The sequence below is a fragment of the Microbacterium galbinum genome (genome assembly GCF_023091225.1).
GTDB lineage: Bacteria > Actinomycetota > Actinomycetes > Actinomycetales > Microbacteriaceae > Microbacterium > Microbacterium galbinum.
The window spans coordinates 2,203,488-2,220,073 of record NZ_JAHWXM010000001.1; the positions used below are offsets into that span (position 1 = coordinate 2,203,488).

Sequence of the window (16,586 nt, forward strand, 5' to 3'; positions counted from 1 at the left end):
CGCGCCTGCCCGAAGGATCGTCCATGGCCGTCAGCTACTCCCCTCGCCGCTCCCATCCTGCGCAAGCGCAGGCGACGAACCCCACCGCCATCGACTTCCTCTACCTGTCTGAGCCCGACATGGTCGCCGCAGGGGTCACCGACATGCCGGCGTGCGTCGACACGATGGAGGAGACGCTCCAACTGCTCCACTCCGGCGACTACCGCATGGCCGGGGTGAACAGCGACTCGCACGGAGCGATGATGACCTTTCCGGAGAACTCCCCGTTCCCCGGAATGCCCGAACCCACAGCGGATCGACGCTTCATGGCGATGCCCGCCTACCTCGGCGGAAGCTTCGGCACGACGGGCGTCAAGTGGTACGGATCGAACATCGCGAACCGCGACCACGGCCTCCCGCGCTCGATCCTCATGTTCCTCCTCAGCGACACCGTTACCGCAGCTCCGCTCGCCCTCATGTCCGCGAACCTGCTCTCGGCTTACCGAACGGGGGCGGTCCCCGGCGTCGGAGCCCGTCACCTCGCGCGTCATGACGCGCGGACCGTCGGGATCGCCGGGCCCGGAGTGATGGCGCGGACGTCGCTCGCGGCTTTCGTGGCCGCCCGTCCCGGCATCACCACGGTGAAGGTGAAAGGTCGCGGTCGACGAAGCCTCGATGACTTCACGCAGTTCGTCCGAAGCGAATTCCCCAGCATCACCGACATCATCGAGGTCGACACCTTCGAGGAAGTCGTACGCGACAGTGACATCGTCACCTACTGCACGTCAGCCGCGACGGGGGATCCCGCAGGTTATCCTCTCGTCCGCCGCGAGTGGGTGAAGCCGGGAGCCTTTCTCAGCATGCCGGCCGCCTGCAACATCGATGAGGCGATGGAGGAGTCCGACGTTCGCAAGGTCGCCGACCACATCGGCCTCTACGAGGCGTGGGCCGACGAGGTTCCCTCTCCCGCGCACCACCACATCCCTGTCATCGGTTGCAAGTTCATGGACCTGATCGCCCAAGGGCGGATGGCACGGGATTCCCTCGAGAGCCTCGGAGCGATCGCCGCGGGCGATGCGCCCGGGCGGAACGACGACGAGATCATCATCCTCTCGGTGGGCGGCCTGCCTGTGGAAGACGTCGCCTGGGGAACGGTCGTCTACCGCGAGGCGGTTCGTCGGCAGGTCGGCGTGCCTCTGCACCTCTGGGATTCCCCGGTCCTCGCCTGAGCACCTTTCCAATCGCCCCTCACGAAAGCAGTCATGGCAATGCGCAGCACGGATATCGTCGTCGTCGGCCTGGGAACGATGGGATCGATGACTCTCTGGCAACTTGCGACGACGAGCGATCAGAGCGTCCTCGGAATCGAGCAGTACGGCCCTGTGCATGCCAACGGCGCGTACGCCGGAGAGTCGCGCCTGTTCCGTGTCGCCGCGAAAGAGGGAGAGCTCTACGTCCCGCTACTGCAGCGCTCGCGCGAACTCTGGGTGGAACTGGAGCGGCAATCCCAACGCGAGATCCTGATTCCGTGCGGCGTGCTGAGCCTTGGCCCCCGTAGCCACCCCGACATCGTCGCGACGCGACGCGCGATCGACGATTTCGCTCTTCCTCATGACGTTCTCGATCCTGTGAACGTGCGAACTCGATACCCCCAGTTCCATGTCGAGGACGACGACATCGGGATCTTTGACCCCCTGGCTGGCGGGCTTCGGCCGGAGGTCGCCGTCCACGCCGCCACGCAGCAAGCGGTGCGAGCGGGCGCAGAAGTCCTTTACAACACAGGGGTGCGCGGTATCGACGTTCGCGGTGACCATGTGATCGTCTCGACCGACGCGGGCGAGATCCGCGCGAGCAAGGTGGTGGTGACCACGGGCGCGTGGACGACGAGATTGCTTCCCGACCTGCGACCGCTGCTGACGGTGAGCACCTATCTGCTCACGTGGTTAATGCCGCGTCACATCGAACAGTTCATGCCGACGCGCTTCCCCGCTTTTCTCCGCGATCTCGGGGACCTTCACGCGTTCGGCGCTCCGTCTTTCGATGGGTACAGCATCAAGTTCTGCCCGAACCGGTTGCTCCCCGACGTCGCGTCCTTCGAGGAATGGCCGACCACCGTGGGCCGCGAGCATCTGCGCTGGATCGGAGAGCAGGCTGAGCGGCTGTTCCCCGATCTCATCCCCGATCCCGTGCGATGGTCGTTGCACTCCGATTCGGAGACGAAGGACAAGATGCCCCTCATCGATTCGTACGAGGACGGGCGCATCACCCTGGCCGTGGGCATGTCCGGGTACGGCTTCAAGTTCGCGCCTGTCTATGGCCAGCTCGTCGCGGATCTCGTGACGACGGGAGCAAGCGATTGGCAGCACGATCTCTTCCGCATCGAGGGTCACCTCGCCCGTAATCTCAGGGTTCCTTCACGGAGTCGAGCGAACGATTCGATGGGGCCGACGAAGGCCGACGAGCACCACGCCCAGTAGGAGGGCCGAGATCGCCGCGATGATGGCGGGCAGTCCGGTGGCGCCGCCGGACTCGGCGAGGGCGGGAGCCGCAGCAGCACCGCCGCCGCCAGTGCTGGGTTGCGGGGCCGGTGCGGCCACGACCGGCGTGGTGACGGCATCCTCGACGGCATCCGTCTCGGCCGAGCTCGCCCGTCCGGTGTTCACGACCTGGCCGGCGACGAGGTCGGCGTCCGTCACCCGGTGCGTCGCCGTGAGCACGCAGGTCGCCCCGACCTCCACCCGCTCGCACGAGGTGCTCTGCCCCGTGAGCGGGTCGTCGATCGTCACGGCGGTGAGAGCGGCCTCACCGGTGTTGGTCGCCGTGAGCGTGTAACTCAGCGTGTCGCCGACGGTCACCGTTCCCGAGCCGTCGGCGTCGTCGCTTCCGGTGAGGTCTTTCACGAACGTCAGCGCCGCGACGGGGCACGCCCCCGAGTCCTGGCGCGAGGTCGCGCCGTACAGCGGGAGATCGGTCGTGGCGACGGCGGACGTCGCCAGCGGCGCTTCGGATGCCGTGGTCGGGATGCCGTCGAGCACGAGGATCTCGCCGGTCGATGCCGCGAGGTACACGCGTCCGCCCGAGAGCGCCGCACCGAACGACAGCGGCACCTGGCCGACGACCGTGCTGGTGCCGGCGGCGAAATCGAACAGCACGAGGAACCCGCGGTCGGCGCCGTCGTGGGCGAGACCGAGGATCAGGCCGGAGTCGAGGGTGAGGAAGTCGCCGCCCGAGGCGAGGTACGTCTCGCCGTCGGCCAGCATCGGGAAGCTCACCGGCGCATCGGTCAGCCGCGCGGTCTCCGGATCGAGGAACCAGATGCTCGTGTACTGGTACCCGGCCGCGAGGAGTCGGCCGTCGGCGGTCGCGGAGAGCGAGTTGAGCCAGTTGTCCTCGAAGGGGGCGCTGCCGTCGTCGAACAGGATCTCGCCGGCATCCGTCGAGACGCCCGTCGCGGCATCGATCGTGAAGAGGTGCTGCGGGTCGGTCCAGTCCACCCCGTAGAGCACGGTCTCATCGGCGTTCCAGGCGATGTCGCCGAACGAGCGGTCGAGCGCGACACTCGACTCGAGCGCGAGTGCACCGGTCGCGGCATCCGCCCCGTAGCGCTGCAGGGTGAGCGGATCTTCACCGCTGTTCACGTAGACATCTGCGGGCACGCAGGCCCCGGGCGTCACCGCGAGCGGAACCTCCGCCGCCTGGGCCGGCACCGCAGCCGCGCCCGCTGCCATCGCGAGCGCGAACACCCCGCCGAGAGCTGCGAGAACCCGCCTCCGTGCACCACGAATCGTGCGCGTCGAAACCGTCATTCCGTGAATCCCCTCATCGCATACGCGGTCATCCCCGCGCACACTCTATCGATGCGCTCACACCCCCGGCATCCGATTCCGCCGCGACGGGCGGCGACGACGCACGTCGAGAACCACCCCGCCGATGACGGCGAGCAGCAAGGCGCCGCTCAGGCCGGCGATGGCGAGGTTCGCGGGTGTCAGCCCGGTGCTGTCGCTCACCTCCGTGTGCGGCGACGGCGTCTCGCCCGTCAGGGCTCGATCGCTCCCGACCTGCGAGAACCCGGATGCCGCGGCGGCGGGTTCGGCGGGCGCGACGAGGACCGGTCCTGTGGCGAGCGCAGCCGCCAGGGTAAGGATCGAAAGGGTGCGCGAAAGGCGCGCGCGAACGCGAGTGTTCCCCACCGGGGTTCTCCTTCATGGCTTCGGGTCAAGCCGAACGGATACCGGGCGTACATCCCCCATCACCTCGACTCCGCCCGAGGAGTGGAGAGGCAGCGATATTCTAGCCGACCTCGTGACGCGGCCGGGGAGGGGCATCCGCTTGCGACGGCATCCGTGGCGGCTTACGCTCGCGACATGTCGAGCAGCGCCGTCGGGGTCGTTCAGGAGTTCATGCGGGCATTCCGCGCGCAGGATCGCGCGGCGGCCGAGCGGATCATGGCCGACGACTTCGTGTTCACCAGCCCGCAGGACGACCACATCGACAAGGCGACCTGGCTGGAGCGCTGCTTCCCGACCGCGGGTCATTTCAGCTCGCCGGCGCAGACCCTCCAGATCATCCCGATCGACGGTCTCGTGCTGCACCGCTACGAGTATGCCGTCGACGGCATACTGTGGCGCAACGTCGAGTCGCTCGAGGTGCGCGACGGCCGCGTGCACGCCGTCGAGGTGTACTTCGGCGGGTCGATCGGCCGCGTCGGCGGGTGATCGCGGGTCGCATTCGCGGGGTGTGATGGAGGGGACGCCCCGAACGCCCGTCGTCACAGGCCGAGTGCGGCGAGCGTGCGGTCGACGTGCGCGGAGACCGTCGCGGCCGACGGTGCCGCATCGAGCCCGAGCAGGCGCCGGCGGTGCGGTTCGCCGAGCAGCGCGGAGAAGAGGAGGTCGGCGGGGACGACGGCATCCACCGGCAGGTACTCGCCGAGGAATCGCTGCGCCCGACCCGGCCCCTCGTCGTAGAACTCCGCGGCGAGCGCCGCATCGACTCCCGCCGCCCCGATCAGCGCGCGATGAACGGCGATCGCATCGTCGGCCAGGAGGTGGCTCACCACGGCGACGGATGCTTCGCGCACCCCGCCCACCGATCGCCATGCCTCATCGGCATAGGCGTGCTGTCGGCGCACGGCGGCGCGCATCAGTCCGAGCCGGTCACCGTACTCGCTGTAGAGAGTGCGCTTGGCGACGTGCGCGTCGGCGGCGATGCGGTCGAAGGTCACGGCGTCGTACCCCTCGGACGCGAGGAGCGAGACGACGAGTTCGACGATCCGCTCGTGACGTCCGTGCCTCTCGGCGGCCGAGGGGCGTCCGCGCTTTCCTGTCATAGGAGTAGCCTAGCGTTTAATGCAACGGTTGCGTTTCATTAAGGAGGAGCGTTGGGCAATCACATCCATCACATCGCCATCCAGGACGACTGGGAGATGAGTCGCGGATTCGGCGAGTACGTCGTCTCGACGCGCGGCACGCATCTCGACGACGTGGGATTCATCCACGCGACCACGGCCGATCGAGTGAGCGAGGTCGTCGTGCGACGGTTCGGCGATCTCCGCCTTCCGCTCCTCGACATCGAGATCGACATCGAGGCGCTCGAGGCACAGGGCGTGCGGGTCGAATGGGTCGACGGTGCGCCTCGCATCCTGGGCGAGTTGCCGATGTCGACCGAGGTGATCGCCGCCGAGAGTCCGATCGTGCGGTGAGGGATGCCCCTCGCGGGCGACTACTCGGCCGCCGCCTCCGCCTCCGCGATCTGAGCGCGGACGGCGTCCATGTCGAGGGCGCGCACCTGGCCGATGAGGTTCTCGAGCGCCGGAGCGGGTAGGGCGCCGGCCTGCGAGAAGACCAGGATGTTGTCGCGGAAAGCCATCAGCGTCGGGATCGAGACGATGCCCGCAGCGCGCGAGAGGTCCTGGTTCGCCTCGGTGTCGACCTTCGCGAAGGTGATGTCGGGGTGCTGCTCCGACGCCCCCTCGAAGATCGGGCCGAACATCCGGCAGGGGCCGCACCATTCCGCCCAGAAGTCGACGAGCACGATGCCGTCCTTCTCGACCGTCTGTGCGAAGTCCGCACTGCTGAGCGCTGTCGTTGCCATGGGGTGTCCTTTTCGTCGAGTGGCTTCCGACCAGCCTACGGATGCCGGGGCGGCTGCGGGCCGCCGGCATCCCGCTGTCGTCCCGCGGGGTCCAGCGCCGCGCGCGCTCGGGAGTTGCGCACGGCCAGCACCGCACCACCGATGACTGCGGCCAAGAACGACCCGATGAGCACGCCGATCTTGACGTGCTCATCGGCGACCGACGACGAGCCGTAGGCGAGCTCGCCGACGAGCAGCGAAACCGTGAACCCGATGCCCGCCAGGAACGACATGCCCACAAGATCGGGCCACCGCAGCGACGCGTCGAGACGGAGCGCGGGGATGCGACTCAGCAGGAACGTCGTGACGAGGATGCCGATCGGCTTGCCCACGACGAGGCCCACCACGATGCCGATCGTGATCGGGTCGCGCAGCGCCGAGAGGAGTCCGTCGATCCCGCCGATGCTCACACCCGCCGCGAAGAAGGCGAAGACCGGCACGGCGAAGAGCGTCGCGACGACTCCCCAGCGGTCGGCGAAATGCGCCGCGAAGCCGTCGTACCGCGTGCCGTCGTCATCCTCACCGACGGCGACGCGCGCCCGCTCGGTCGGCAGCACGGGAACGACGAATCCGAGCAGCACCCCGGCGACGGTGGCGTGCACACCGGCCGCATGCACGCAGACCCAGACCGCGATCGCCAGCGGCAGCAGGATCCACCACGCGCGCACGCCCCGCTGCACCGCGAAGGCGAAACCGGCGAGCGGGAGGAGCGCGAGCACGAGCAGCGGCAGACTGATCGACTCGGTGTAGAAGGTCGCGATGATCGTGATCGCGATCAGGTCGTCGACGATGGCAAGAGTGAGGAGGAAGACGCGCAGTGCCGGCGGCAGGAATCGGCCGACCACGGCGATGACCGCGACCGCGAAGGCGATGTCGGTCGCCGTGGGAATGGCCCAGCCGCGCAGCACCTCCGCACCGCTCGACGCGTTGACGATCAGGAAGAACAGGGCCGGAACGACGACACCGCCGATCGCCGCCACGATCGGGAGCGCCGCTCGCCGGGGATCGCGCAACCGACCCGCGACGAACTCCTCCTTCAGCTCGAGTCCGACGACGAAGAAGAAGATGGCCAGGAGTCCATCGGCCGCCCAGGCACCGACGCTCAGTTCGAGATGCAGCGCGGGGATGCCGAAGGTGAAGTCGCGAACGGCCTCGTACCAGGGTGCGGCCGGAGAGTTGGCGAGGACGACCGCGGCGATGGTGGCGGCGAGGAGCAGCGCGCCACCGAAGACGTCGCTGCGGGCGGTGGAACGGATGCCTCGCCACAGCTCGTGGGGGGCAAGACGAAGACGGGAAGAAGACACAGGGGTACCTCGAGAAGTGGGAGTGGTCGACGAAACGTTCGGCCGCCCCGGTGAGGCGCGACCTAAGGTCGACGAGGCGGCGGGCAGCCGGCGATCTCGCCGTGCGAGATCGTTCCCCAGACGCTCGTCCATCCGTTGGTGCCGGGGTGCATCACGACGCGCATCCACTCCCCCATCGGGGTCGCCGACGCCAGGCGGCGCGGAGCGCGCGTCGAACCTGCGGCGACGAGGGAGGGCATGCAGCCAGGGTACTGGTCGGGGCTGAACGAGGCCCGATCTCCTGCCTCGGATGCTTGCTCGATTCGAACATATGTACTAAACTCGGAGCATGACATCAGACGCCGCGGCTCCCCTCGACAGGGTCGAACGCGGTCATCTGCTCGACGCGTGGGTGGAGGTGCGGCGGCGGATCGCCGAGCTCGAAGCGCAGGCGACCGCGTTGCTGGGCGAGCGGATCGGCGAGCACGATGCGGAGGTCGCGGAGCATCCGTATCACCGCGATGCGATCTACCGGTCGATGATCGCGGAGTACTCCGCGGCGGGACACCTGTCGCGGGGTGCGGTGGAGTTCGCGTTCTCCGACGCGCTGGCTCTGCAGAGCATGCCGGCGGTCGAGGGGGCGTTCACCGCGGGACGAGTGACCGCCGCGCACGTGCGCGAAATGGTGAGAGCAGCGTCCGTGGTGCGCGAGGCGGTGCGCAACGGTCGGGCGGATGCCGCGGTGCTGGGCCTCTACGAGACCGCAGTACTCGTGGTCGCCGAAGCCGACTCGCCCGCCCGCACCCGCGCGCACGCCCGGCAGGTCGCCGCGGCCCTCGCCGGTGAGACGCTCCTCGAACGGCACCGACGAGCAGCCTCCGAACGCAGTGTGACCGTGCGGTCGCTCGACGACGGACTCGCCCTGCTCACCGCGGTACTGCCCGAGACGCTCGCCGTGGCGATCCAGGACCGCATCACGCGCATGGCACGAGAGGTGATCCGGGCCCGCGATGACGCACCCGCACCGACGTTCCTCGACGGCGAAGATCCGGAAGACGTGATCCTGCCCGAACACATCGCGCCGGACGACCCGCTCGCCGGTGTCATCTTCGGCGAGGACTCCACTTTCACCATCGACCCACTCGCATCACCTGCGGCTCCCGAGAGCATCAGTGTTCCTGACGACGAGCGGACCATCGATCAGGTCCGGGCCGACCTGTTCAGCGACCTGCTGCTCGCAGCCTCGCCCAGTCCCGCACTCGGCAACGACCTCGACGGCGTCGAGGCACGCATCCAGGTGACGATCGCCGCGACCACCCTCGCCGGACTCGACGACCACCCTGCCGAACTCGACGGCCACGGCCCCCTCGACCCCGACATCGCCCGCGCCCTTGCCGGCCGCAACAACGGCTGGAGCCGTCTGTTCCTCGACGCCAGTGGCATGGTCACCGAAACCGACACCTACACTCCCACCGAGGGCATGCGCCGATACCTTCGCGCGAGGGATCAACACTGCCGCTTCCCCGGATGCCGGATGCCGGTCCACCGATGCGAGATCGACCACAACCACGACCATGCCAAGGGCGGCAGAACGGCGATCGACAACCTCGCCCACTTCTGCAGGAGTCACCACCAGCTCAAACATCCCGACATCGACTCCGACCACCGTTGGACCGCGCGCTCCAGACCCGACGGCACCATCGAGTGGACCAGCCCTCTCGGCCGCATCCACGCCGACCGCGCTCCGCGACGCGTGATGTTCGTCTAGCGCGTGCTCTCTGCCTGACGCGTGCTCTCTGCCTGACGCGTGCTCCCCGTATGGCGCGTGCTGCGCGCGTCCCTCGACCCCGCGCGTCCCTCGACCCCCCACACCTCATCGACGCCGAGCGCATCACGCGCCTCATCGACGTCACGCGGGGCCGATCCGCCGCGACTCTCGGTCAGTCGCCGACGACGAGCCCCGCACGGTGCGCCAGGATCACGGCGTGGATGCGGTCGCGAGCACCGAGCTTGGCGAGCACGCGGCCGACGTGCGTCTTGACCGTCGACTCCGTCACGAAGAGGGTGTCGCCGATCTCGGCATTGCTGAGACCCCGGGCGAGAGCGAGGAAGACGTCGCGCTCGCGGTCGGTGAGCGACTCGAGAAGAGAGGCGGCCGCATCTCCCCGGTCGGCGGCAACCTCCACCCCCGCCACTGAGGTAGGCGAGGCGGGCGCGACACCCGAGACACCCGAGACACCCGAGACACCGAGTGTCGGGGTCACGTGCTGCAGCAGCATCCGGGTGATCCGCGGCGACAGGGCCGCGTCGCCGCGATGCACCGCGCGCAGCGCCGAGAGCAACTCGTGCCGCTGCACGTCCTTGAGCAGGAATCCGCTCGCCCCCGCGCGGATCGCCCCGAAGGCGTATTCGTCGAGGTCGAAGGTCGTCAGCACGAGAACGCGGGTCTGCGGATGCCGGTGCACGATCTGCTCGGTCGCGGCGATGCCGTCGAGCCCGGGCATCCGGATGTCCATGAGCACGAGGTCGGGCTGCAGCACCGCGGCCTGGGCGATCGCCACCTCGCCGTCGCCGGCCTCGCCGACGACCTCGATGTCGTTCTCGGCTTCGAGAACCATCCGGAATCCGAGACGGATGAGCTGCTGATCGTCGACCAGCAGCACCCTGATCTTCTCGGTCATGCGTCCTCCTGTGTGAGCGGGAGTTCGGCCCGCAGCATCCATCGTCCTCCGTCGACCGGGCCGTGCGCGATCGTGCCCCGCACGTGCGCGACGCGCTCGTCGAGGCCGCGCAGCCCGAAGCCGGGGGAATCGCCCGGCTCCGTCACCCCGTCGTTCACGATCTCGACGCTCACGGCGTCGGCCCGGTGCTCGACGCGCACGGTGATCGCGGTCGCGCTCGGAGCGTGACGCATCGCGTTCGTCACCCCCTCCTGCACGATCCGCGACAGCGCATGGTCGATGGGTGCGGACACCGTCACGGGTGTTCCCGATGCGGTCAGGCTGATCGGGTACCCCGCGCGCTGAGCCGCCGCCACCGTCTCTTCGGGCGACGGGGCGGTGAGGGGCGCCAGCGGAAGAGGACTCGTGTCGTCGCGGAGCACCCCGAGCATCGCCCGCATCTCGGTGAGAGCCGTGCGGGCGGTCTGGGCCGTCGCGGTCGATGCGACGCGGGCCTGCTCGCGATCGGCCGTCGCCGCCGCCCCCTCCGACAGCGCGACGATCACGGTGAGCGAGTGCGAGACGATGTCGTGCATCTCGCGGGCGATGCGCGCCCGCTCGGCGGCGGCGGCGAGCTGCGCCTGCTGATCGCGCTCGACGAGCAGCTGCCGCGATCGGTCGATGATCGCGTCGAGATAGCGCTTGCGCCCGCCCACGTTGACGCCGATGAGGGTGCCGATCAGACCGAAGATGACCGCACCGATCACGGCGTTCGCGGCGTCGGCGAACCCCAGCTCGCCGCCGAGCACGAAGGCGCCTCCCCAGACGACGAGCGCCCCCAGGGCGACCCCGAATCCGATCCACGCCGCGCGGGACGAGCCGTACACGGCGAGCGCGTAGGCGGTGACCAGGATGAGCGGAGTGCCGCCCGGCAGGATGCCGACCACGAACAGCGCTTGCAGCGCGAACGACAGCACGAACGGCACGAGCGGATGCCGACGCCGCCAGAACAGGGCCACGCACGCGGCCAGCACCCCGGCCAGCGCGATGATCGAGAGCACGATGCCCGCGGGGTCCGGGATGCTGGTGCGCACGCTGCTCGCCGGCGTCAGCGTGAGGAACAGGCAGAGCAGCGCGATGACCGCATCGCCCACGACGGGGTGCCGCGCCCAGAAGCGCCGGAACACCCCGGGCGGACGCGGCAGCCGCAGCTCCTCGTCGTCCCGGGCCGAGACCCGGGCCGAGGCCCGAGCCGGGGCTCGGACCGAGGCGCTGCGGCTGCGCGTCGTGATCACTCGCCAGACTCTACGCGTCGCGAGTGCGCAGCACGCCCCACGCGATGAGCAGCGTCGCGACGACCCAGGCGCCGAGCGTCAGGTACGCGACGGGCGTCTCGAGCGGTCCGCCCGAGAGGATGAGGCTCTGCGCCGCCGAGGAGGGCAGGTACATCCCGGCATCCGATACCCACTTCCAGGCCTCGCCGGCGATCGAGAACATGCTCGCCACGATCGGCAGCACGAACAGCAGACCGACGGTCGCCGCGATCGCCCCGGCGCCCGAGCGCAGGATGAACCCGAAGGCGACACCGATCAGCGCGAACACGGCCATCGAGAGCGACGCCGTGAGGATCGGCCCGAACGACAGGTCGAAGTCCGACCAGTCGATGCCCTGGTCGCGACCGGCCACGACGGCCGACACGGCAGCCGCCGTGATGCCGAAGATGATCAGCGACGACACGAAGAGGAACACCGCGAGCACGACCGACTTGGCCGCCAGCACCGAGCCGCGACCCGGGTTGGCGGTGAGCGTCGAACGGATCATGCCCGTCGAGTACTCGCCGGTGACCGAGATGGCACCGAGGATGCCGGCGAGCAGCATCGTGAACTGGATCGGCGAGACGACCGCCTGGATCGGCTCGAAGCCGGGCATGTCGACGGCCGAGGCGAAGAGCACCGCGATGCCGATGGTGAGGGCCGCGGCGATCGCGATCGACCACCAGGTGGAGCGCACCGTGGTGAGCTTGATCCACTCGCCGCGCAGCGCGCGCAGGAAGGTCAGGCGGTAGCGGGTGTCGACCTGGTGCGGCACGGCGGAGCGGGGCGGGGTGAGGGCCGGGGCGGTCATGCGATCTCCTTCGTCCGGTACTCGACGGCCTCGCCGGTGAGCGCGAGGTACGCGTCCTCCAGCGATCCGGTGGTCGGGGTGAGTTCGTGCAGGGCGACGCCCCGCTCGGCGGCGAGGTCGCCGATGCGCGCGGCGGGCAGGCCCGTGATGTCGAACAGATCGGGTGCGGTGCTCACGATCTCGACGTCGGGCCCCGCCACGAGCTGTGCGAGTGCCGCACCGTGCGGGGTGCGCACGCGCACGCGGTTCGTGGTCCAGGCCCGCACGAGGTCTTCGAGCGGAGCATCCGCCAGCACCTTGCCGCGCCCCATCACGATGACGTGGTCGGCGGTCTGCGCCATCTCGCTCATGAGGTGGCTCGAGAGCAGCACGGTGCGTCCCTCGGATGCCGCGTGCCGCACGAACTGACGCACCCAGCGCACACCCTCGGGGTCGAGACCGTTGACCGGCTCGTCGAGGATGAGCGTGTGCGGGTCGCCGAGCAGCGCCGACGCGATGCCGAGGCGCTGCCCCATGCCGAGCGAGAACTTGCCCGCGCGCTTGCGGGCGACCGATCCGATGCCGGCGAGGTCGATGACCTCATCGACGCGCGACGCGGGGATGCCGTGGGTCGCCGCCATCGCGCGCAGGTGGTTGCGGGCGGTGCGGCCGGTGTGCACGGCCTTCGCGTCGAGCAGCACGCCCACCTCGGTGAGCGGAGCCCCGAGCTTGCGGTACTCGCGGCCGCCGACGGTCGTGCGGCCCGACGTGGGGCGGTCGAGCCCGACGATCATCCGCATCGTGGTCGACTTGCCCGCACCGTTGGGCCCGAGGAAGCCGGTGACGGCTCCGGGCTTGATCGTGAACGACACGTCATCGACGGCCGTCTTGTCTCCGAACCTCTTCGTGAGGCCTTCTGCTGTGATCATGTGCTCCACGCTACGAGCGGCGGAGACCCCAGCGCATCCGCCGCAGGTACCGTCTTGCGGATGACCGGCGTACGACCTGCGGAGGATGCCCCGAGTCCCACCCGCCGCGCCTGTCAGGAATCCGTCGTACGTGCAAAGAGAGGGGCGCGCGAGCACACGACCCGCGCTGTAGCGTCGCTCGCGGAGGGGGGAGACCGTGCAACGACTCGTGTGGGTGATGCTGCTGGTGCTGGGTCTCGCGGCGGTGGCGACCGCCGTGGTGCTGCGGCTGTGGACTCTCCGGCATCCGCTGATCGACGCCGAACCGGTGCCGACCCTGCTCGTCGCCGTCTTCTTCCTCGGCCTCGCGATCGTCGTCGTCGCGACGATAGGCAACGTCGTGCTCACGGCGATCGATCGCCGCGCATGACCCCGAAGAGAAGTGTGTAAGGAATCGACCGTTCGAGCCAAAGAGCGGATGCGGCCGCTCCGCGCCCCCGATCGATACTGAGAGTCGGGGGGCCGGCTCGTGCGCCCCGTCGAGGGGCTGACACGGGGCGCACGAGTGCTTCCTCCCGGTACCGTGAGGGAGCAGGGAAGAGACGGAGCGGGGTGGCGATGCGTCTGCGATCGGACCCTCGCGCGCGCCTGCGCGTCGTGCTCGCCGAGGTCGACGGCCGGATCGCGCGCGAACGCCCTCACGCCACTCGAACGAGAGCGACGGGTGCGAGTGGCGCGACGGGCGCACCGGGCGCCCCGGCACCGCGGAGCAAGGCCGTCGCCTTCCGCATCCTGTTCGACGAGCACCTGCCCCGGGTGCGGCGTCACCTCTCGTGCTTCCTCGACGACCGGAGCGAGGTCGAGGAGATCGCCGCCGACGTCTTCGTCGTGGCGTGGAAGAAGCTCCAGCCCGAGAATCCGATGGGGATCACCTGGCTGATCCGCACGGCCGACAACAAGCTGCGCGACGCCGCCCGGCGCGATCGTTCGAAGCGCCGGGCGATCGACGCACTCACTCGTGGCCTGCAGGAGACCTCCGACGCACTGCATCCGCTCGAAGCCCTCGCCCTGCGCGAGGCGATCGTCACCCTGAGCGCCCGCGAACGCCAGGTCGTCGTGCTCACGTACTGGGACGAGCTCAGCGCCGGGGAGGTGGCGCAGGTGCTCCGGTGCAGCGCGGCCGCGGTCTGGACGACGCTCACCCGCGCACGCGCCAAACTGCGCCGGCAGCTCGAGGCGAAGGAGGCGGACGCATGACCCTCACCGACGACCGGCTCGACGAGCTCTTCGCGCTCGCGCACCCCTCTCCCGCCCGCGAGACCGCGCTGCGCGCTCAGGACATCGCCCTGCGGGAGCGGATCATCCGCGGCGACGTCGCCCCGCGGCGAGCGCCGCACCGGCGCGGGATCTGGGCGGCCGGTCTGACCACCGCCGTCGCCGCCTGCGCGATCGTCGCACTGATCGCCGTGAACGTGCTCGCTCCCGACCAGCGGGCGGTCGCCCTCACCCCGCCGCCCCTCATCTATACGGATGCCGAGCCGCTCGACGCGGTGCTCGCCGATGCGCACGCGGCGCTCGCTGACGGCGACGGACCGGTGCAGGCACCGCATGTGGAGCTCGTGACCTGGGGGTGGAGCATCGACATGTCGGAGAAGAACATCGAGGTGATCCCGCAGGACGTCACGATCGACTGGACGCTCGGCGAGGGCGGCGTCACGACGATCGTCGCCGGCGAGCCCTACTGGGAGGACGGCGAGCGACCCGCCGGCCTCGGCGAGAGTCCGTACGAGCCGGGGGAGCTGATCGACCGCGTCACGATGACGCCCGAGCAGTTCAACATCCCGCCCGCCACGGCCGCACTCGACGGGTCGAGTCCCGACGAGCTGAAGGCCGCGCTCGCCCCCTATCTGAGCGAAGATCCGGCGCCGACGTCGGGAGAACTCGGGGCGGCCATCGTCTCGTTGATGTCGCAGTGGACGCTCACCGACGCGCAGCACGCGACCCTCCTCGACATGCTCGTCGATGCCGGCGGGGTGACCGTGCTCGGCCGCACGACCGATCGACTCGGGCGCGACGTGGTGGGCCTCGAGGTCGCCGAACCGTCCAACCCGCTCTACCGGCTCACCGTGCTCGTCTCACGCGAGACCGGGCGCATCGTCGGCACCGAGGACGAGCTCACCGAACCCCTCGACTTCATCCCGGCGGGCGTGACCGGCTACACGCTCTGGGACGAGGGGTAGGGCGCGGAGTGCTCGCAGCCCCTGCGAGGATGTATCCATGAGCATCGATTCGGCGGTGACGGCGCGGCTCGCGCGCGACATCCGCGCCCTCCGCGCCGGAGGCACCCGCGGCATCGAGACCGAGCCGTGGGTGCTGGTGTCGGTCGTCGCGTACCTCCGTGCGATCCCCGAATCCGGCGTCGCTCTCCGTTCGGTTCCCTCCGGCATCCTCGCCCGTGCCGGCGCGCCCCGTGCCGATGTCGACCGGCTGATCGCCGCCTGGGTGCCCGACATCCCCCGCACGTTCCCGGCGTCGTCCGACGCCCGCGAGACGCTCCTGCGCAGCCACGCGTCGCTCCTGTTCTCGTCGAACGTCATCCGTCTGATCGAGACGGATGACGACGAGCTCACCGCCGTCGTCGACCCCGCGTTCCGGAGCGAGGTCGGCGACATCAACGACCTCTCTCTGCCGGATCACGTCCTGGCGGACCTGTCTCCTGCCGCACACTCCGCCGACACCTACCTCGCCGCGACGATCGCCCCGTCGACCGATCCGTCACCGCACATCGCGTTCGCGGCATTCGCCTGGCCGACGCAGATCACGGCGGCACTGCATGCGCTGCTCACGGGTCCGGCATCCGACAGCCTGATCGGTGCCGTGCTCGGCATGTGCCGCGCCCTCGAACTCCGCGGGATGGAGGAGCGCGCCGTGACGGTGATCCGCGGGCTCGACCTCACGACCGACAACCCCTACGCGACCGTGCAGGCCGCGGAGTATCTGCTCTGGGCGGGCTCTCATGTCGACGAGGCCGCCGATGCCGTCCGGCGGTGCGCGGCCGCGACGCGCATCAGCGGATTCCGCGGCAACCCGCAGCGCGACGCTTACGCGCGGCTGGCACTGACCTATCGCGGCGTTTTCACCGCCGACGAGGCCCTGTCGTTCCTGCACGACGCCCAGCACGACAGCGGCGCGAACCGGAACGGCGTCGCGAAGATGCTCGCGTGGATCGACCGTCCGTGGGCGCTGCGCGAGCTGAGGCCCGCCGTCGACGACGACAGCGACCCGCTGCAGATCGTCCGAGCCGCGGAGCGCTCCCTGCGAGGTGAGCGCCGCCCGAGCGACTCCCCCCGGCCGCACGACGACGAGGAGTGGACGGCGCAGCAGTGGGAGGCGAACGACGACCGCCTGCTCGACGCCGGCATCGAGCACGACCGCCCCGTGCTCGAGCGGATCACCGACCTCAGCGATCCGCGGGCGTGACCGGCTACACGCTCTGGGACGAGGGGTAGCGCGCGGGCGAA

The 16,586-nt window shown here is 69.7% G+C and carries 19 protein-coding genes; 9 read left to right on the top strand and 10 right to left on the bottom strand.

The features are described 5' to 3' along the window. Window positions 1-23 precede the first annotated feature (23 nt). Together KZC52_RS10470 and solA are read left to right on the top strand one after the other, a co-directional pair. A complete protein-coding gene (locus KZC52_RS10470) occupies window positions 24-1,208 on the top strand; it encodes an ornithine cyclodeaminase family protein (protein ID WP_247623991.1) in 1,185 nt (394 codons plus the stop codon). Window positions 1,209-1,241: 33 nt separating this feature from the next. Continuing rightward, window positions 1,242-2,456 carry an N-methyl-L-tryptophan oxidase gene (gene solA / locus KZC52_RS10475; protein WP_247623992.1) on the top strand — a complete coding sequence of 405 codons (1,215 nt, stop codon included), beginning with the start codon at window positions 1,242-1,244 and terminating at the stop codon, window positions 2,454-2,456. Here solA and KZC52_RS10480 read toward each other — a convergent pair. Both KZC52_RS10480 and KZC52_RS10485 read right to left on the bottom strand, forming a co-directional pair. Further along, complete coding sequence (locus KZC52_RS10480) at window positions 2,394-3,785, bottom strand: CLIPPER-2 domain-containing protein (protein WP_247623993.1); 1,392 nt, start codon at window positions 3,783-3,785, stop codon at window positions 2,394-2,396. The genes solA and KZC52_RS10480 overlap by 63 nt on opposite strands. Window positions 3,786-3,842: 57 nt before the next feature. Continuing rightward, entirely contained in the window at window positions 3,843-4,169 is a 327-nt protein-coding gene (locus KZC52_RS10485; RefSeq protein ID WP_247623994.1) for a hypothetical protein, read from the bottom strand. 174 nt (window positions 4,170-4,343) lie between these two features. Between KZC52_RS10485 and KZC52_RS10490 the strand changes: the two genes are divergently transcribed. Beyond that, on the top strand, window positions 4,344-4,694 hold the full coding sequence (locus KZC52_RS10490; protein ID WP_247623995.1) for a nuclear transport factor 2 family protein: 351 nt from the start codon (window positions 4,344-4,346) through the stop codon (window positions 4,692-4,694). 53 nt (window positions 4,695-4,747) lie between these two features. Here KZC52_RS10490 and KZC52_RS10495 read toward each other — a convergent pair whose 3' ends face one another. Then, the gene (locus KZC52_RS10495; protein WP_247623996.1) at window positions 4,748-5,308 is read right to left on the bottom strand and encodes a TetR/AcrR family transcriptional regulator; all 561 of its coding nucleotides are present in this window, start codon (window positions 5,306-5,308) and stop codon (window positions 4,748-4,750) included. A gap of 51 nt (window positions 5,309-5,359) precedes the next feature. On the opposite strand from KZC52_RS10495, the gene KZC52_RS10500 reads away from it, so the two are divergent. Continuing rightward, window positions 5,360-5,680, top strand: a complete 321-nt coding sequence (locus KZC52_RS10500) for a DUF952 domain-containing protein (protein ID WP_247623997.1) — start codon at window positions 5,360-5,362, stop codon at window positions 5,678-5,680. Window positions 5,681-5,700: 20 nt separating this feature from the next. On the opposite strand, the gene trxA is transcribed toward KZC52_RS10500, so the two are convergent. The 3 genes from trxA to KZC52_RS10515 all read right to left on the bottom strand — a co-directional run bounded on the left by trxA (window position 5,701) and on the right by KZC52_RS10515 (window position 7,654). Continuing rightward, a complete protein-coding gene (trxA, locus tag KZC52_RS10505) occupies window positions 5,701-6,072 on the bottom strand; it encodes a thioredoxin (protein WP_247623998.1) in 372 nt (123 codons plus the stop codon). 35 nt (window positions 6,073-6,107) lie between these two features. Then, on the bottom strand, window positions 6,108-7,415 hold the full coding sequence (gene nhaA, locus KZC52_RS10510; RefSeq protein WP_247623999.1) for a Na+/H+ antiporter NhaA: 1,308 nt from the start codon (window positions 7,413-7,415) through the stop codon (window positions 6,108-6,110). A gap of 62 nt (window positions 7,416-7,477) precedes the next feature. After that, entirely contained in the window at window positions 7,478-7,654 is a 177-nt protein-coding gene (locus KZC52_RS10515; protein ID WP_247624000.1) for a hypothetical protein, read from the bottom strand. Window positions 7,655-7,743: 89 nt separating this feature from the next. Here KZC52_RS10515 and KZC52_RS10520 point away from each other — a divergent pair, with 89 nt between their 5' ends. After that, a complete protein-coding gene (locus KZC52_RS10520; protein ID WP_247624001.1) occupies window positions 7,744-9,162 on the top strand; it encodes an HNH endonuclease signature motif containing protein in 1,419 nt (472 codons plus the stop codon). Window positions 9,163-9,334: 172 nt separating this feature from the next. Here KZC52_RS10520 and KZC52_RS10525 read toward each other — a convergent pair whose 3' ends face one another. From KZC52_RS10525 to KZC52_RS10540, 4 genes are read right to left on the bottom strand one after another with little or no spacing between them, the layout of a single operon-like run. Further along, window positions 9,335-10,075: a response regulator transcription factor gene (locus tag KZC52_RS10525; RefSeq protein WP_247624002.1), complete on the bottom strand. Its 741-nt coding sequence runs from the start codon at window positions 10,073-10,075 to the stop codon at window positions 9,335-9,337. Further along, a complete protein-coding gene (locus tag KZC52_RS10530) occupies window positions 10,072-11,349 on the bottom strand; it encodes a sensor histidine kinase (RefSeq protein WP_247624003.1) in 1,278 nt (425 codons plus the stop codon). The genes KZC52_RS10525 and KZC52_RS10530 overlap by 4 nt, the downstream gene beginning before the upstream one ends. A gap of 10 nt (window positions 11,350-11,359) precedes the next feature. Then, the gene (locus KZC52_RS10535; RefSeq protein WP_247624004.1) at window positions 11,360-12,178 is read right to left on the bottom strand and encodes an ABC transporter permease; all 819 of its coding nucleotides are present in this window, start codon (window positions 12,176-12,178) and stop codon (window positions 11,360-11,362) included. Next, on the bottom strand, window positions 12,175-13,086 hold the full coding sequence (locus tag KZC52_RS10540; protein WP_247624005.1) for an ABC transporter ATP-binding protein: 912 nt from the start codon (window positions 13,084-13,086) through the stop codon (window positions 12,175-12,177). The genes KZC52_RS10535 and KZC52_RS10540 overlap by 4 nt, the downstream gene beginning before the upstream one ends. A 196-nt stretch (window positions 13,087-13,282) precedes the next feature. On the opposite strand from KZC52_RS10540, the gene KZC52_RS10545 reads away from it, so the two are divergent. The 4 genes from KZC52_RS10545 (at window position 13,283) to KZC52_RS10560 (ending at window position 16,545) form a co-directional block, all read left to right on the top strand. Continuing rightward, window positions 13,283-13,495: a hypothetical protein gene (locus tag KZC52_RS10545; RefSeq protein WP_247624006.1), complete on the top strand. Its 213-nt coding sequence runs from the start codon at window positions 13,283-13,285 to the stop codon at window positions 13,493-13,495. 188 nt (window positions 13,496-13,683) lie between these two features. Then, a complete protein-coding gene (locus tag KZC52_RS10550) occupies window positions 13,684-14,322 on the top strand; it encodes an RNA polymerase sigma factor (RefSeq protein WP_247624007.1) in 639 nt (212 codons plus the stop codon). Then, the gene (locus tag KZC52_RS10555; RefSeq protein WP_247624008.1) at window positions 14,319-15,305 is read left to right on the top strand and encodes a hypothetical protein; all 987 of its coding nucleotides are present in this window, start codon (window positions 14,319-14,321) and stop codon (window positions 15,303-15,305) included. The genes KZC52_RS10550 and KZC52_RS10555 overlap by 4 nt, the downstream gene beginning before the upstream one ends. A 37-nt stretch (window positions 15,306-15,342) precedes the next feature. Further along, window positions 15,343-16,545 carry a hypothetical protein gene (locus tag KZC52_RS10560; RefSeq protein WP_247624009.1) on the top strand — a complete coding sequence of 401 codons (1,203 nt, stop codon included), beginning with the start codon at window positions 15,343-15,345 and terminating at the stop codon, window positions 16,543-16,545. Window positions 16,546-16,586: the final 41 nt, after the last annotated feature.

Bases quoted from the DNA above. Each gene is read 5' to 3' on its own strand.
- KZC52_RS10550 (WP_247624007.1), top strand. From the start codon at position 13,684: ATGCGTCTGCGATCGGACCCTCGCGCGCGCCTGCGCGTCGTGCTCGCC.
- KZC52_RS10515 (WP_247624000.1), bottom strand. From the start codon at position 7,654: ATGCCCTCCCTCGTCGCCGCAGGTTCGACGCGCGCTCCGCGCCGCCTG.
- KZC52_RS10490 (WP_247623995.1), top strand. From the start codon at position 4,344: ATGTCGAGCAGCGCCGTCGGGGTCGTTCAGGAGTTCATGCGGGCATTC.
- KZC52_RS10525 (WP_247624002.1), bottom strand. From the start codon at position 10,075: ATGACCGAGAAGATCAGGGTGCTGCTGGTCGACGATCAGCAGCTCATC.
- solA (WP_247623992.1), top strand. From the start codon at position 1,242: ATGGCAATGCGCAGCACGGATATCGTCGTCGTCGGCCTGGGAACGATG.
- KZC52_RS10555 (WP_247624008.1), top strand. From the start codon at position 14,319: ATGACCCTCACCGACGACCGGCTCGACGAGCTCTTCGCGCTCGCGCAC.
- KZC52_RS10480 (WP_247623993.1), bottom strand. From the start codon at position 3,785: ATGACGGTTTCGACGCGCACGATTCGTGGTGCACGGAGGCGGGTTCTC.
- KZC52_RS10535 (WP_247624004.1), bottom strand. From the start codon at position 12,178: ATGACCGCCCCGGCCCTCACCCCGCCCCGCTCCGCCGTGCCGCACCAG.
- KZC52_RS10560 (WP_247624009.1), top strand. From the start codon at position 15,343: ATGAGCATCGATTCGGCGGTGACGGCGCGGCTCGCGCGCGACATCCGC.
- KZC52_RS10520 (WP_247624001.1), top strand. From the start codon at position 7,744: ATGACATCAGACGCCGCGGCTCCCCTCGACAGGGTCGAACGCGGTCAT.
- KZC52_RS10470 (WP_247623991.1), top strand. From the start codon at position 24: ATGGCCGTCAGCTACTCCCCTCGCCGCTCCCATCCTGCGCAAGCGCAG.
- KZC52_RS10495 (WP_247623996.1), bottom strand. From the start codon at position 5,308: ATGACAGGAAAGCGCGGACGCCCCTCGGCCGCCGAGAGGCACGGACGT.
- KZC52_RS10540 (WP_247624005.1), bottom strand. From the start codon at position 13,086: ATGATCACAGCAGAAGGCCTCACGAAGAGGTTCGGAGACAAGACGGCC.
- trxA (WP_247623998.1), bottom strand. From the start codon at position 6,072: ATGGCAACGACAGCGCTCAGCAGTGCGGACTTCGCACAGACGGTCGAG.